Origin of the sequence: Streptomyces sp. CG 926 (assembly GCF_003148825.1) — a bacterium.
GTDB lineage: Bacteria > Actinomycetota > Actinomycetes > Streptomycetales > Streptomycetaceae > Streptomyces.
On record NZ_QGGZ01000011.1, the window covers coordinates 24,189 to 38,338 of the forward strand.

Here is a 14,150-nt window from a genome sequence, read left to right on the forward strand (position 1 = left end):
CCGGGTCTCGACGCCTCAGGCCGGGGACACCGCCCGGATTCCCGTCAGCAGCTCGCGCAGCAGCTCCGCGCCCCGCAGGGTGAGCACCGACTCCGGATGGAACTGCACGCCCGCGAAGCCCCCGGCCGGGGACCGCAGGGCGTGCACCTCGCCCGTGGCCGGATCGCGGGCCACCTCCACCCCCCGGGCCGCCAGCCGGCCCGCCAGGGCGTCGTCGCAGCGCGCGGTGTACGTGTTGTAGAAGCCGACCACCTCCTCGGCCCCGAACAGATCGATCCGGGTCTGCGCCCCCTGGGCCGGCTCCGCCTTGCGGACCAGCGGGAGCCCCAGCTCGGCCGCCAGCAGCTCATGGCCCAGGCAGACCCCGACCAAGCCGTGGCGGTGCCCGTCCAGCAGATCGGCCGTCAGCGCGCGCAGCATCCGCATCTTGGGGTCCGCCGCATCCGCCGGATTCCCCGGACCGGGGCCCAGGACGACCGGACCCTCCCAGGCCAGGGCCGCCGCCCGCAGCCCCGGATCGTCGTAGCGGCGTACGGTCACCTCCTGCCCGGCCACCCGCAGCACGTGGGCCAGCATCGCAGTGAAGGTGTCCTCGCCGTCCACCACCAGCGTGTGCCCGGCCGGAGCCGCCGGCCGCTCCTGCATCCGGAGCCAGAACGGCGCCAGGTCCAGGCGGCGAGCCGCGAGGGCCGCCCGCACCCGCGGGTCGTCGCCCGGCCGGGCCCCCTCGAAGGTCGGGCGCGGCGCCGCCGGCCGCACCCCGAGCGCCGCCAGCACCCCGGCCGCCTTCGCATGGGTCTCCGCCACCTCGCCCGCCGGATCCGAGTGCCGGACCAGCGTCGCGCCCACCGGCACCCGCAGCGCGCCGTCCGCCGCGATGTCGGCGGTGCGGATCAGGATGGGGGAGTCGAGGGTCTGCGCCCCCGCGGCGTCCTGGCCCAGCAGGGCCAGCGCGCCCGCGTAGTAGCCGCGCCCGCCCGTCTCGTACCGCTCGATGACGCGGCAGGCGTTCTGTACGGGGGACCCGGTGACCGTCGCCGCGAACATGGTCTCGCGCAGCACCTCCCGCACGTCCAGCGAGGACCGGCCGCGCAGCTCGTACTCGGTGTGCGCGAGGTGGGACATCTCCTTCAGCCGCGGTCCGACGACGACCCCGCCCATGTCGCCGACGGTGCACATCATCTTCAGTTCCTCGTCGACCACCATCGACAACTCCTCGGTCTCCTTGCGGTCGCCGAGGAATGCCAGGAGGGAGTCGACCGTCGGCCCCCCGGCCGGATAGCGGTACGTACCGCTGATCGGGTTCATCACGACCGTCCGGCCGGACATCCGCACGTGCACCTCGGGGCTCGCCCCGACGAGGGTCCGCTCCCCGGTGTGCACCACGTACGTCCAGTACGCGCCCCGCTCGCCCTCCAGCAGCCGCCGGAACAGCGCGAGCGCGTCGGCCCGGCCGAATCCGTCGATGTGGCCCTCGTAGGTGCGCCGGATGACGAAGTTCGCGCCCTCGCCGCGGCCGATCTCGTCCTCCACGACCCGCCGGACGGTGGCCGCGTACTCCTCGTCGGGGACGTCGAAACGGCCGCCGTCGACCCGCACCGGGTGGTCGGGCAGCGCCGCCAGCGCCTCGGCGAGCGGGATCTCGTACGCCTCCTCGGCGACCAGCACGCTCAGCGGCGTGCCGTCGTCACGGACGTCGAAGCCGCGCTCCCGGATCTGCCGGAAGGGGACGAGGGCCAGGGAGGGCAGCTCCCCGACGGGCAGGTCGGCGAGCCGCTTGACCTCGCCGACCTGCCCGATCAGCACCTCGACGGTGTCGTGGTCACGGCCGGGCGTCCGCCGGCGCAGCAGGGCGAAGGGCGGACAGGAGGGGTCGAGCAGTCGGCTCAAGCGGTCGGGTCGGCTGGGGTTCATGGGGCGGAGCGTCCTTCCGGTGGGAGGAGCGGCCCCTGGCATCCGACAACGTGGTCGAAAACGCGGAAGGCCGCCCCTCGGGGCGGCCTTCGCGTCGTGCGTGTCTTCAGGTACGCGCGAGAAGTGGGCCGCCGGGAGCGGGCCACCACCAGTTCTGGTTCGAGTGCGCGTACATGGCGGTCACCTTAGCCCAGACCGCCCCCGCGGGGCAGGATCTGTCTCGCGACGTGAGCTGAACCATGGATTCCGTTCCGTCGGACGCCCGTGACCTTTGAGCTGGTTCGTCTCACGTTGTGGGCGGGGGGCCGAACGCGGCGTGTGACGCCGTAATGTGTACGAGGTGACCGTGAACGCTGAAACCCAAGCCCCCGCCGCCAAGGCGACCTGGCGAGACCTTCCCGCGGCGCAGCAGCCTTCGTACCCCGATGCCGAGGCTCTGCGCGCTGTCGTCGCGGACCTCGAGTCGTATCCGCCCCTCGTCTTCGCGGGTGAGTGCGACCAGCTGCGTGCCCGTCTGGGAGCCGTCGCCAAGGGCGAGGCGTTCCTGCTGCAGGGCGGCGACTGCGCCGAGGCCTTCGACGGCGTCTCCGCCGACCACATCCGAGCCAAGCTGAAGACGCTGCTCCAGATGAGCGCCGTCCTGACGTACGCCGCCTCCGTGCCCGTCGTCAAGGTCGGCCGCATCGCGGGCCAGTACTCCAAGCCGCGCTCCAAGGACACCGAGACCCGCGACGGCGTCACCCTGCCGACCTACCGCGGCGACTCCGTCAACGGCTTCGCCTTCACCGAAGAGGCCCGGATCCCGGACCCCGAGCGGCTGAAGCGCATGTACAACGCCTCCGCCTCGACGCTCAACCTGGTGCGCGCCTTCACCACCGGTGGTTACGCCGACCTGCGCCAGGTGCACGCCTGGAACCAGGACTTCGTGAAGTCCAGCCCGTCCGGGCAGCGCTACGAGCAGCTCGCGCGGGAGATCGACAACGCGCTGAACTTCATGAAGGCCTGTGGCACCGACCCGGCCGAGTTCAAGGCCGTCGAGTTCTACGCCTCCCACGAGGCGCTGCTGCTCGACTACGAAGGCGCGCTGACCCGCACCGACTCGCGTACCGGCAAGCTGTACGACACCTCCGGCCACATGGTCTGGATCGGTGAGCGCACCCGCCAGCTGGACCACGCGCACATCGAGTTCTGCGCGCAGATCGCCAACCCGATCGGCATCAAGCTCGGCCCCACCACCACGGTGGACGAGGCGCTGACGTACATCGACCGCCTGGACCCCGAGCGCGAGCCGGGCCGGCTGACCTTCGTCGTCCGCATGGGCGCCGACAAGGTCCGCGACAAGCTCCCCGAGCTGGTCGAGAAGGTCACCGCCTCCGGTGCGACCGTCGCCTGGGTCACCGACCCGATGCACGGCAACACCTTCGAGGCGGCTTCCGGCCACAAGACGCGCCGTTTCGACGACGTGCTCGACGAGGTCAAGGGCTTCTTCGAGGTCCACAAGGCGCTGGGCACCCACCCGGGCGGCATCCACGTCGAGCTCACCGGTGACGACGTCACCGAGTGCGTGGGCGGCGGCGACGAGATCTTCGTCGACGACCTGCACCAGCGCTACGAGACGGCCTGCGACCCGCGGCTCAACCGCAGCCAGTCCCTGGACCTGGCGTTCCTGGTCGCCGAGATGTACCGCGACCAGTAAGGATCAATCAGTACCTTCGTACGACGATGGGGCGCGGATCGATGTGATCCGCGCCCCATCGTCGTACAGGGGGCTTTTAGGCCACCCTAACTTTGGGTACGGTTAGGTAAGCCTCACCGAATTGGGGATGGCTCGCTGAACCGCAGAACCATTCCGCCCAGGGAGGTGAACCGCGTGTACGTCTGCTCTTGCTTCGGTGTCACCGACAAGCAGGTCAAGGAGCACGCGGCTGCCGGGGCCTGCACCCCGCGCCAGATCGCCTCGGCCACCAAGGCCGGCACCGACTGCGGATCCTGCGTGCGCACCATCCAGGGCATCCTCGGCCGTGGGGCGTGCCCCCGCCGGGAGCTGCTGGAGAAGGGCCAGACGGCGGCCGTGCTCGCCGCGGAGCCGGGTACGGCCCGTTCGGCGGAGCTGGCGGAAGCGGCCTAGAGCCGGATCAGCTCGGCTGCTCGATCAGCTGCGCGATGTAGAGCGGCTCGCCCAAGGACTCGATGAGCTCCAGCTGGGTGTCGAGGTAGTCGATGTGGTGCTCCTCGTCCTCCAGGATCTCCTCGAAGAGCCGCGCCGAGGTGATGTCGCCCTTGCCGCGCATGACCTCGATACCCCGCTTGAGTCGGTCGATGGCCTCGACCTCGACCTGGCGGTCCGCCTGGAACATCTCCGTGAGCGTCTGCCCGACGCGCACGTGGAAGAGACGCTGATAGTTCGGCAGGCCATCGAGCATCAGGATGCGCTCGGTGATCTTGTCCGCGTGCTTCATCTCGTCGATGGACTCTTCACGCGTGTACTTGGCGAGCTTGGTCCAGCCCTTGTTGTCCTGGATGCGGTAGTGCAGCCAGTACTGGTTGATGGCCGTCAGCTCGCCGGTCAGCTGCTCGTTCAGAAACTCAAGGACCTCGGGGTCGCCCTGCATCGCAGAGGCTCCTTCCAGGCAATGTCAGCTATGTGACGGGGCAGTTGCGCGCATCCTTGCACCGCCACCCGGGAGCGTCCAGTAAGTGCCTCCTTAGTGGGAGTTACCGCGACTTGCCCGAATCGGCCCAGACCTGGTCATGACCACCCTGCCCAGTCTGTCACCATGGAGTCATGGGTCAGCCGGAAAGCCGGGAATCTCCGGGAGCAGAGCAGCTGGAGCTTCCACCGGGGCAGCGGCTGCAGAGGGGCTGGCCGGTCACCCACTACGGGCCCGTACCCAAGTTCAAGCCCGACCGCTGGGAGTTCCGCGTCTTCGGCGCGACGGCCGACGGGGACAAGCACTGCTGGAACCACGAGGAGTTCACGGCCCTGCCGTTCGACTCCGTCGTGGCCGATCTGCACTGCGTCACGAAGTTCAGCATGCAGGGCGCCGAATGGGGCGGTGTGCTCGCCCGCGAGGTCCTCGCCCTGGCGCCCCCCGCACCGCAGGTCACGCACGTGATGGTGTGGGCCGAGTACGGCTTCAGCTCCAACCTGCGGCTGGCCGACTTCGCCTCCGACCGCACCGTCTTCGCCACCCACGAGGGCGGTGAACTGCTCACCGCCGAGCACGGGTTCCCCGTACGGCTGGTGGTCCCGCACCTGTACGCCTGGAAGGGCCCCAAGTGGGTCCGCGGCATCGAGTACATGACCGCCGACCGCCGCGGCTTCTGGGAGGAGCGCGGCTACCACAACATCGGCGACCCGTGGCGCGAGCAGCGCTACTCCTACCAGGAGGAGCCCGGGGAGGGCCCCGAACTGTAGGGGCGGAGCGGCGCCCCCGCGTCCGGCGGCGCTCGCTCAGTGGTGGTAGCGGTGCACGACCGCGTGACCCTTGCCGCGGCCGATCATCCACTTGTTGACCGGGGTCGTGATCACGAAGGCGGCCACCAGGGCGATCGCCAGGACGATCCAGAACAGCGGCTCCGACAGGTGCGCCTCCATCGCGCCGGGCCACAGGGCGATCACCCCGTTGTCGATCAGCTCCATGACGGCGATCGAAAGAGTGTCCGCGGCCAGCGCCACCCGGATGGCCGTACGGAGGTCGACGCCGGCGGCGAGGATCCCGCGCAGGGTGAGGGCGTAGCCGAAGAAGAACGCGAGCACGATCGCCAGGATCATCGTGGCGAGGTTCCCCCAGCCGAGCGCGGTGCCGATGATCATGCCGAGCACCTCGCCGATGGCGCATCCGGTCAGGCAGTGCAGGGTGGCCCGGGCGGCCATGCCCCAGCTGACGGAGCCACCGGCGCCGTGCGCGTGCTGCTCGTCGTGCGCGTGCTGCTCGTCGTGCGCTTGCTGCTCGTCGTGCGCGAGCTGCTCGTCCTGCTCGTGGGCATGGTGGCCTTCGTGGCCGTCACGGCCCTGATGCCCTTCGTGGCCTTCGTGCCCTTGGTGGCCCTCGTGCATGTGCTCCATGACAACCCCCTCATGGGTACGCCGGGTAGCGGTCCCGTCGATATGCCGGAACCGTATACCCCCCTGGGGTATTCCTCAAGGGATCGGTGGATCACCGCGAGCCGCGCAGCTCCTTCAGCAACGCCACGTCCGCCGCATGCCCTTCCTTGCCGCCGGGCGTCTCGATGATCAGCGGGACCCCGTCCATCGCGGGATGCGTGATCAGCTCCGCGAAGGCATCCCGACCGATGTGCCCCTGGCCGATGTTGGCGTGCCGGTCCTTGTGGGCACCGACGCCCTCCTTGGAGTCGTTCGCGTGGACCAGCTTCAGCCGGCCCTCACCCACCGTGTCCACGAGCAGGTCCAACATCACCTTCGACCCGCCCGGCTCCGCCAGATCGTGTCCGGCCGCGAAGATGTGGCAGGTGTCCAGGCAGATCCCCAGCTTCGGGTGGTGGTCGAGCGCCTCGAAATACGGGCCGAAATCCTCGGCGAGCGAGCACAACGAGAAGCCCTGCCCGGCCGTGGACTCCAGCAGCAGGAACGGGTCGTCGTCGTGCGTCAGTTCGTCCAACAGCGGCAGCATGCGCTCCCTGACCTGCGCGTACGCCACCTCACGCGGGCGGCCCCCGGTCGCCGACCCGGTGTGCACGACCACCCCGAGCGCGCCGATCTCCCGGCCGCGGCGCAGCGAGTGCCGCAGCGACTCCACCGACTTCTCCACGGTCGCCTCGGTGTGCGAGCCGAAGTTGATCAAATACGGGGCGTGCACGTACGCCGGGATCGCCTCGGCCGCGCACTCCGCGCGGAACCGCTCGTCCTGCGCCGGATTGCCGACCGGCGTGGCCCAGCCGCGCGGATTGGCGACGAAGACCTGGACGGCCTCCGCCCCCATCTCCCGGGCATAGGTCAGGCCGACCGAGGCGAGCCCCCCGGCAACGGGGACGTGCCCGCCCACTGGATTGCGCATCACTACGGCTTACAGCCCCTTGGTCTTGATCGTGATCGTGCTGCCCTCGGGAGCGTTCTGCCCGCCCGGCACCGACTGGCTGTCGATCGTGTTGCTGAAGGAGAACAACGGCCGGTCCACCTTCACCTTGAACCCGGCGGCCTCCAGCGCCTTGCGGGCCGCGTCCATGTCCTGGCCGGTCACGTTCGGGACCGGGACCTGCCGGGGACCCTGGGACACGGTCAGCGTGACCGTGTCCCCGGCCGCGGCCTGCGCGCCGGCGCCGATCGACTGGTTGGCGACCGTACCGGCCGGGAAGGGGGCGTTGACCTGCTCGGGAGCCGTCGCGACCTTGAGACCCAGGGCTTCCAGAGCCGCCTTCGCCTGGTCGACGGGCACCCCGGTCACGCTCGGGACCGCCACCGGGCGACCCTTGCTGACGAGGAGCGAGACCGCCGTGTCGGGCGCCCGCTTCTCGCCGCCCGTCGGGTTCGTGCTGATCACCGAGCCCTGGGCGATGTCCTGGCTGAAGGCCTGCGTCACCATGCCGGGCGCCAGCCCGGACTGCGTCAGCTCGGCCTTCGCCTCCTCCAGTGGGCGACCCTTCAGGTTCGGCACGGCCACGACCTCGGGGCCGCGGGAGATGGTGATGGTCACCGCGCCGTTGCCACGGATCCGCCGGCCGCCGGGCGGATCGGTGTTCATCACCGTCCCGCGGTCGAAGGCGTCGCTGAACTTCCGGTCCACCCCCTTCACCCCGAGCCCGGCCGCGGACAGCTGCGAGCGGGCCTGCGCCTCGGTCTTGCCGAGCAGGTTGGGGACCTTGGTGAACTGCCCGGAGTTGATGTACCAGACGCCGACCCCGAGCCCGAGCGCGAGCAGCACGCCCGCGACGACGAGCAGCACCCCGCGCCGGGGCCCCCGCCCCGTGGCCCCGGCGGGCCGGTGCGTGGGCGGGGCGGGCGGGGCGGCCGGCATCTCCAGGCGCGAGGTGTGCTGCACGGGCTGCTGCGCGGCCACCGGGCGCGGGATCACACCCGTACGGTCCTCGGCGGACGAGCGCTCCTCGGCGTGCGCCTGCGGCGGCACGGCGTCCAGCTCGGCGTCGCTGAGCTGCGCGCGGGCCTCACGGGTGAGGCCGAGCAGGGCGGCCGCGTCGTAGGGACGCAGGTCGGGATTGCGGGCGGCGGCCTGCGCGACCAGCTCGTCGAGCCCGACGGCGAGGCCGGGCACCACGGCCGACGGGGGCGGAACGTCCTCGTGCAGGTGCTGGTAGAGGACCTGCGCGGCGGATCCGCCGAGGTGGGGCTTGGAGCCGGTGAGCATCTCGTAGAGCACGACACCGCAGGCGTAGACGTCCACGCGGGTGTCGGTGACGCCGTTCTCGATCTGCTCGGGAGCCAGGTAGGAGACCGTCCCGAGGACGGAGCCCGTGGTGTTGGTCACCGAGTCGACCGACCGGACCAGCCCGAAGTCGGCCACCTTCACCCGGCCGTCGTCCCCGATCAGGACGTTCTCGGGCTTCATGTCGCGGTGGACGAAGCCGGCCCGGTGGGCGGCGCCGAGCGCGGCGAGCACGGGTTCCAGGATGTCGAGGGCGGCCCGGGGCCGGAGCGCGCCGCGCTGGCGGAGCACGTCACGCAGGGTGCAGCCGGAGACGTACTCCATGGCCAGGTACACGTACGGCCCGTCCGTGCCCTGATCGAAGACGGCGACCACGTTCGGGTGCGCGAGCCGGGCGACGGACTTCGCCTCGCGGATGAACCGGTCGACGAAGGCGGCGTCGGCGGCGAGGGCCGGGTGCATCACCTTCAGGGCGAGCACCCGGTCGAGGCGGGTGTCGACGGCCCGGTAGACCGTGGCCATGCCGCCGGCCGCGATGCGGGCGTCGATGCGGTAGCGGCCGTCGAGCACGCGCCCGACGAGAGGGTCATCCAGGGTCGTATCCACCCGGCGATTCTACGAGCCGCCACGCGGCCCCCGTCCTGGGCGGGTCGCGTTGCAGCGCAGCTGTGACGTGTACGGGTCCAGGGGAGCGGGGCCTTCACCCCCGCGACCCCCCGCCCCGGCCCAGTGGCTGCCCACCCACCCCCTCGGCGCCGGGGGACATCGGAGCGCCCTGCCGGGCGGGGGCCGAAACGGCGTGGACGGCGCGGCGGCGGCGTGCTGCCGGGCGGGGGCTTGGGGTGGCGGTGTCCACTCGGGCGGCATCAGGGAGGGTATGGGGGTTTCCCGTCAGTCCCATCGTCCCTCCGGGTCGAGCCGGTCCCTCAAGGGCGCTCCTCCTTCGTCGTCGCGTCGCTACGCGATGTCGCTGCGCTCCACCCTTGACCGACCGTCCCGCCCCGGAGAAACGAAAGACTGCCGAGAAGCCCCCAAAAGAACGAGCCGGTCCAAGGTCACAGGGATGGGACGGTCGGAGATGTGCTGCCCTGTCGGGCGTGAGGGACGAGTGAGAGACGGCCTCGCCCGGACCCGGACCCAGGTCGGGGGGCGCGCCCGATCGCTACGCCCTCCCGGTCTCTCGGCGTCCGGCGCCCGTCCTGGGCTGGACATAAGCCGCCCATGACCTCACGTGCTCCTCGCCGACGGCGACCGTCGACCGTCCGTGGCCGGGCATAAGCCGCCGCGACCTCACGTGCTCCTCCCGGAACGCGTCTGTCGCCCGTCCTGGGCTGGACATAAGCCGCCCACGACCCACGGGGCTTCCCATGCGAGGCGGCTGGAGGTTGTCCGGGGTGAATGGGCTTCGAAGCGCGGCCATTTCGTCGTGAGTGCGAGTCAGCGCGCGCGGGTGGCCCCGAAGGTCGAAGGTTCGCCCCATTTGCCCCGTTTCGGGGTCGGGTTGGTGGTGTCGTGTTCGTGCTGACCCCGATCCACCACGGATCGGCCGAGCTGTCAGCCGTTCGCCCCTCTCGTCAGCCCTCATCAACCCCTGCCTGCCTGCCGGCTGTCGCGGTCAGGGAGAGGCACGTAGCGATCCGCTGCCTCTACGGCTGGCCCAGGACGGTCGTCGGACGCGTGACGGGAGAAGGGCGAGCGAGCAGTGGGCGGCCTATGCCCAGCCCGGGACGGTCGTCGGACGCGTGACGGGGAAAGGGAAGCGAGTGGTGGGCGGCTTATGTCCAGCCCGGGACGGTCGTCGGACGCCGAGAGACGGGGAGTGTGTAGCGATCGGGTGCGCCCCGACGCCCCCGGCACGCCCGTCCCATGGGCCCCGTCTCGGGATCGCCCCACCGGGACCGGGGTCGGGTATCTCCGACCGCCCCGTCCCTGTGACCTTGGACCGGCTCGTTCTTTTGGGGGCTTCTCGGCAGTCTTTCGTTTCTCCGGGGCGGGACGGTCGGTCAAGGGTGGAGCGCAGCGACATCGCGTAGCGACGCGACGAAGGAGCGCCCTTGAGGGACCGGCCCGACACGGAGGGACGATGGGACTGACGGGAAACCCCCATACCCTCCCTGATGCCGCCCGACAGGCTCCCGCTCCCCGAAGTCCCCGCCCGGCAGCACGGCGCCGCCGCGCCGTCCGCGCCGTTTCGGCCCCCGCCCTGCAGGGCGCTCCCGATGCCCCCGGCGCCGAGGGGGGCGGGGGGGTCGCGGGGGTGAAGGCCCCACCCCCTGGACCCGTACCCCTCAGAACGCCGGGCGTTCCGGGTCCAGCGTGGCCCGGCCCTCCGTGGGGGAGGACGCTTCCGCGAAGCGGCGTTGGGGGATGCGGCCCGCGCGGAAGGCGAGGCGGCCCGCCGAGACGGCGTCCCGCATGGCGGACGCCATGAGGACCGGTTCCTGCGCGCGGGTCACCGCCGAGGCCAGCATCACCGCCGCGCAGCCCAGTTCCATCGCCAGGGCCGCGTCGGACGCCGTGCCCGCGCCCGCGTCCAGGATGACCGGGACCGAGGCGCGTTCGGTGATCAGCTCGAAGTTGTGCGGGTTGCGGATGCCCATGCCGGATCCGATGGGGGATCCGAGCGGCATGATCGCCGCGCAGCCCACGTCCTCCAGCTTCCGTGCCAGCACCGGATCGTCGTTGGTGTACGGGAGGACCGTGAAGCCCTCGTCCACCAGGATCTCGGCGGCGTCCAGCAGTTCGACGCCGTCGGGCAGGAGGGTCCGTTCGTCCGCGACCACCTCCAGCTTGATCCAGTCCGTGCCGAGCGCCTCCCGGGCCAGCCGGGCGGTGAGGACGGCCTCGCCCGCCGTGAAGCAGCCCGCCGTGTTGGGCAGGACCGAGATGCCGAGCTTGGTCAGCACGGACAGGACGGAGCCCTGGACCGTGGGGTCCAGCCGCCGCATCGCCACCGTGGTGAGTTCGGTGCCGGACGCGACGAGGGAGCGTTCCAGGACGTCCAGGCTCGGGGCCCCGCCCGTGCCCATGATCAGGCGGGAGGTGAAGGTCCGGCCGCCGAGGGTGAAGAGGTCGTCCGCCATGTCGGTCAGCCTCCCTGCACCGCGGTCAGGATCTCGACCCGGTCGCCGTCGCCGACGACGGTGGCCGGCCACTGCCCGCGCGGGATGACGGTCTCGTTGAGTGCGGCGGCGACGCCGGCGGGGGCGGTGGTCAGGGTGGCGACCACCGTGTCGAGCGTGGCGCCGGCCGCGACCTCGCGCGGCTCGCCGTTGACGGAGATGGTCATGCGTACGACTCCTGACGTTCGGCGGAGAACCGGCGGGGGGTGAAGGGGCGCGCGATCTCCGGCAGTTCGCCGGTGGCCAGCAGCTCGGCGAGGACCTCACCGGTGAGCGGGGTCAGCAGCACCCCGTTGCGGTAGTGGCCGGTGGCCAGGTGCAGCCCCGGCAGGTCGGTCGGGCCGAGCAGCGGGGCGTTGTCGGGGGATCCGGGGCGCAGTCCCGCCCGGGTCTCGGTGAGGGGGAGTTCGGTGATGCCGGGGACCAGTTCGTGGGCGTCGCGCAGGAGTTCGTAGACCCCGCCCGCGGTGACGGTGGTGTCCCAGCCGAGTTCCTCGCTGGTGGCGCCGACGACGAGTTCGCCGTTCTCGCGGGGCACCAGGTAGACGTGGCTGCCGCGGACGACGGCCCGTACGGTCCGCGACAGGAACGGCGCGTACGCGGCAGGCACCGTGAGCCGCAGGACCTGGCCCTTGACCGGCCGTACGGGGGCCACGACCTCCGGCGGTACGCCTGCCAGCCGGCCGGTGTACGAGCCCGCGGCGAGGACCACCTGGTCGGCGAGCAGCTCCGTACCGTCGTCGAGGAGGGCTCCGGTCGCCCGGTCGGCGGTGGTGAGCAGCCGCTGCGCGGCCGACCGGTGGAGGGTGACGCCGGCGCGTTCGCAGGCGGCCAGCAGGGCGGCGGCGAGTCGGCGGGGGTCGACCTGGTGGTCGCCGTCGACGCGCAGGCCGCCGCGTACGCCCGGGGCGAGCATGGGCTCCAGGCGGCGGCACTCGCGGCCGGTGAGCCACTCGGACTCCAGGCCGCAGCGGCGTTGCAGGGCGTGCAGTTCGCGCAGGTGGAGGCGGTCGTCGGAGTCGAGGGCGACGGCGAGGGTGCCGCAGGCGCGGTAGCCGATGTCCAGGCCGCCGCTCGCCTCGGCGAGTTCGGCGGCGAACTGCGGATAGCGCGCGGCGGAGGCGAGGCCGAGGCCGAGGAGGGCTTCCTCGCCGTAGTGCAGTTCGGTGACGGGGGCGAGCATGCCGGCCGCGACCTGGGCGGCGCCGCCGCCGGGCGCGGGGTCGGCGAGTACGGTGCGTAGTCCGCGCGCGGCGGCCCGCCAGGCGGTGACCAGGCCGATGATTCCGCCCCCGATGACGAGGACGTCGGATCCCGTGGCGGAACCCTTCCGAGATGAGTGCATGGGCGTCCAGCCCCTCCCTTCGCCGGCATGACCCGGATCAGGTTCGTACGGTCGGAGGCCGGCCAGCCTCCCTCTCAGCCCGGTGCGCCGGACTCCCGCGATAGGTACGGTGGCCAGACTAACCCGGCCGTGGATGGCGGGTAAGGCGGCACCTATTCCTGACGGAGCGTCAGATGATTAGGGTGGCGACGTGAGCGAGCAGACGGAACAGAATCAGCGCGGCGTCGTGATCGTCGGCGCCGGAATGGCCGGGGTGCAGACCGCCGTGGCCCTGCGCGAACAGGGCTTCACCGGCCCCGTGACCCTGCTGGGAGCCGAACCCCACCAGCCCTACGACCGGCCCCCGCTGTCCAAGGCGGTACTCCTCGGCAAGGCCGAGGACTCCGCCTTCGACGTGGACTTCGAGGGCCTCGACATCGACCTCAGGCTCGGCACCGAGGTCACCGGACTGCGCGCGGACGTCCACGAGCTGGACACCGAGACGGGACCGGTCCCGTACGGGACCCTCGTGCTGGCGACCGGCGCGCAGCCGCTTACCCTCCCCGGCACGGAGGGCGTCCCGGGCGTGCACCTGCTGCGCACGCTGGACGACGCCGCCCGGCTGCGCCCGGTGCTGGCCGCCGCCCCCCGGACCGTGGTCGTCGGGGCCGGCTGGATCGGCGCCGAGTTCGCCACCGCCGCCCGGGAGGCGGGCTGCGAGGTCACCGTCGTCGAGGCGGCGGACCGAGTGCTGGCGGGGGCGTTGCCCGCCGAGGTCACCGAGCCGATGGCGCGCTGGTACCAGGAGGCGGGCGCGGAGCTGATCACCGGCGCGAAGGTCGCCGGGATCGAGGAGGGGCGGGTCCTGCTGGCGGACGGGCGTGCCCTGCCCGCCGGTGCGGTGGTGGTGGGCATCGGCGCGCGCCCCGCCACCGGATGGCTGGACGGGACCGGCGTGGAGCGCGGCCCCGACGGATCGATCACCGCGGACGCGTACCTGCGGACCTCGCTGCCCGGGGTGTACGCGGTCGGCGACTGCGCCTCCTTCCCCTCCGGGCGGTACGGGACGCGGCTGCTCGTGCACCACTGGGACAACGCCCTGCAGGGGCCCCGGGCGGTCGCGGCGAACATCCTGGCCGGGGAGCCCGCCCAGGTCTACGACCCGGTGCCGTACTTCTGGTCGGAGCAGTTCGGCCGCTTCGTCCAGTACGCGGGCCACCACGGCGGGGCCGACACCCTGCTCCTGCGCGGAGACCCGGCCGACCCCACCTGGTCGGCGTGCTGGCTGCGCGAGGGCGCGCTGGTCGCCGTCCTGGTCGTGGGGCGTCCGCGCGACCTGGCGCAGGGCCGCCGCCTGATCGAGACGGCGGCTGCGCTGGACCCGGCCAAGGTCTCCGACCCCGGGACCCCGCTGAAGTCGGCCACCGCCTGACGGGCCGGCCCGTCCCT

At 72.0% G+C, this 14,150-nt stretch carries 12 protein-coding genes and 1 riboswitch; of the genes, 4 read left to right on the forward strand and 8 right to left on the reverse strand.

What is annotated here, in order from left to right; genetic code table 11:
- Positions 1–15 precede the first annotated feature (15 nt).
- Positions 16–1,914 (reverse strand): anthranilate synthase family protein, encoded by a 1,899-nt coding sequence (locus BCL76_RS27180; RefSeq protein ID WP_109782044.1) that lies wholly within the window; start codon positions 1,912–1,914, stop codon positions 16–18.
- Between the two features lie 340 nt (positions 1,915–2,254).
- Here BCL76_RS27180 and BCL76_RS27185 point away from each other — a divergent pair, with 340 nt between their 5' ends.
- Both BCL76_RS27185 and BCL76_RS27190 read left to right on the forward strand, forming a co-directional pair.
- The gene (locus BCL76_RS27185; RefSeq protein ID WP_030731231.1) at positions 2,255–3,610 is read left to right on the forward strand and encodes a class II 3-deoxy-7-phosphoheptulonate synthase; all 1,356 of its coding nucleotides are present in this window, start codon (positions 2,255–2,257) and stop codon (positions 3,608–3,610) included.
- A gap of 174 nt (positions 3,611–3,784) precedes the next feature.
- Positions 3,785–4,042 carry a (2Fe-2S)-binding protein gene (locus BCL76_RS27190; protein ID WP_037864914.1) on the forward strand — a complete coding sequence of 86 codons (258 nt, stop codon included), beginning with the start codon at positions 3,785–3,787 and terminating at the stop codon, positions 4,040–4,042.
- Between the two features lie 7 nt (positions 4,043–4,049).
- On the opposite strand, the gene bfr is transcribed toward BCL76_RS27190, so the two are convergent.
- Positions 4,050–4,526: a bacterioferritin gene (bfr, locus tag BCL76_RS27195; RefSeq protein WP_030010525.1), complete on the reverse strand. Its 477-nt coding sequence runs from the start codon at positions 4,524–4,526 to the stop codon at positions 4,050–4,052.
- A gap of 173 nt (positions 4,527–4,699) precedes the next feature.
- Here bfr and BCL76_RS27200 point away from each other — a divergent pair, with 173 nt between their 5' ends.
- Positions 4,700–5,332, forward strand: coding sequence for a sulfite oxidase-like oxidoreductase (locus BCL76_RS27200; protein ID WP_030010526.1), 633 nt, complete (start codon positions 4,700–4,702; stop codon positions 5,330–5,332).
- 36 nt (positions 5,333–5,368) lie between these two features.
- On the opposite strand, the gene BCL76_RS27205 is transcribed toward BCL76_RS27200, so the two are convergent.
- The 6 genes from BCL76_RS27205 to thiO form a co-directional block, all read right to left on the reverse strand.
- Positions 5,369–5,983 carry a DUF4396 domain-containing protein gene (locus tag BCL76_RS27205; RefSeq protein WP_109782045.1) on the reverse strand — a complete coding sequence of 205 codons (615 nt, stop codon included), beginning with the start codon at positions 5,981–5,983 and terminating at the stop codon, positions 5,369–5,371.
- A 91-nt stretch (positions 5,984–6,074) separates the two neighbouring features.
- Positions 6,075–6,932 (reverse strand): deoxyribonuclease IV, encoded by an 858-nt coding sequence (locus tag BCL76_RS27210; protein ID WP_109782046.1) that lies wholly within the window; start codon positions 6,930–6,932, stop codon positions 6,075–6,077.
- 9 nt (positions 6,933–6,941) lie between these two features.
- A complete protein-coding gene (pknB, locus tag BCL76_RS27215) occupies positions 6,942–8,861 on the reverse strand; it encodes a Stk1 family PASTA domain-containing Ser/Thr kinase (protein ID WP_109782047.1) in 1,920 nt (639 codons plus the stop codon).
- Positions 8,862–10,543: 1,682 nt separating this feature from the next.
- Positions 10,544–11,338 (reverse strand): thiazole synthase, encoded by a 795-nt coding sequence (locus tag BCL76_RS27225; protein WP_109782048.1) that lies wholly within the window; start codon positions 11,336–11,338, stop codon positions 10,544–10,546.
- 5 nt (positions 11,339–11,343) lie between these two features.
- Entirely contained in the window at positions 11,344–11,544 is a 201-nt protein-coding gene (thiS, locus tag BCL76_RS27230; RefSeq protein WP_109782049.1) for a sulfur carrier protein ThiS, read from the reverse strand.
- On the reverse strand, positions 11,541–12,722 hold the full coding sequence (thiO, locus tag BCL76_RS27235; RefSeq protein WP_109782291.1) for a glycine oxidase ThiO: 1,182 nt from the start codon (positions 12,720–12,722) through the stop codon (positions 11,541–11,543). Before thiO ends, thiS begins: the two co-directional genes overlap by 4 nt.
- Positions 12,720–12,831: riboswitch (TPP riboswitch) on the reverse strand. (Overlaps the previous gene by 3 nt.)
- 81 nt (positions 12,832–12,912) lie before the next feature.
- On the opposite strand from thiO, the gene BCL76_RS27240 reads away from it, so the two are divergent.
- The gene (locus BCL76_RS27240; protein ID WP_109782050.1) at positions 12,913–14,133 is read left to right on the forward strand and encodes an NAD(P)/FAD-dependent oxidoreductase; all 1,221 of its coding nucleotides are present in this window, start codon (positions 12,913–12,915) and stop codon (positions 14,131–14,133) included.
- The last annotated feature ends 17 nt before the right edge of the window (positions 14,134–14,150 follow it).